The sequence below is a fragment of the Rhodococcus sp. P4_B6 genome (genome assembly GCF_056402215.1).
On record NZ_JBFUHV010000464.1, the window covers coordinates 1 to 979 of the forward strand.

2 pseudogenes are annotated in these 979 nt (G+C 67.4%); both read right to left on the minus strand.

Annotation, left to right across the window (positions count from 1 at the left end):
• Positions 1 to 181 (minus strand): annotated as a pseudogene (locus AC1DWT_RS51570) (cupredoxin domain-containing protein); the annotation flags it as partial.
• Positions 182 to 848: 667 nt separating this feature from the next.
• Positions 849 to 979 (minus strand): annotated as a pseudogene (locus AC1DWT_RS51575) (serine protease); the annotation flags it as partial.

A 979-nucleotide genomic window follows, 5' to 3' on the forward strand; every position in this document is an offset into this window, starting at 1 on the left:
GGGTGGCGAAGCGGTAGCCCTCGATGGTGATCGCCGCCGCCGCGTCGGGGCCCGGTGTGGTGCCGGATTCGGCGGCTGCCGACGGCGTCGAGGAATCGGTGGCCACCGACGTGGCCGGTGTGTGGTTCGCCGATGAGCTGCAGGCCGCGGCCAACCCGACGGCGAGCGCGCAGACCATCATCGCGCCGCATCCGCCCCGACGCTCGTGCGCGCAGGCTATCGGTGCCGCATTGGCATGCAGCGCCCGTCGACCACGCGATCGGTGCGCCGTCACGGTGAGCCGCCCAAGACAATCGAAATGAACCGGACAATGTGAACCCGACAAGGCAGGACAGTCTTGCACCGTTGAGCATAGGACCCGGAGAGCACCGGCACATTCGGTCTCTGCCAACCCGCTGCCGCGGCCACCCCCCGAGCCGACTCCTTGTACCGCTGCGTCGGTGCTGTCGCGGCTCTTCACCACGAACCCGGGACGGGTGACCTGAACCCCTCGTCGCCGCGCCCCACCGACGATCGCTGCAGAACCGCACCAGGGTTCGGTATGAAGCCGTTCCGGCTGAGAGGGTGACCTCCAACCGGATGCTCACCTCGCGGCCGTGCCGCGGTGCGACGATCTGCTCTAGGTTTGGATCGGAAGGCGTTCGTCTCGGCCAAACGGACCATTGACGACCTCGTGCCAGGCCCGTCGCCGATGATTGCCGTGATGCACTCAACGCCGGCGCATGGTCCGACCCGAGGATCCGACAATGTGAACGGCCCTCTGGTCGGAACCGACACGCACGCCCACGCACAGATTCGCTGGCAGCGGCCTTCTGAGCTGCCGAGATCACTCATCAACGGATTCAGGCTCAAATGGGCCGGTAGCCGGCGCCGTACCCGCCCGTGGCGTTCATGTCGGCGACGATTGCACTGATGTTGGTGCCGACCTCCGGGCCCACGCACGACGCGACGAGGTAGGCGTTGACCATCGCCACCAGCG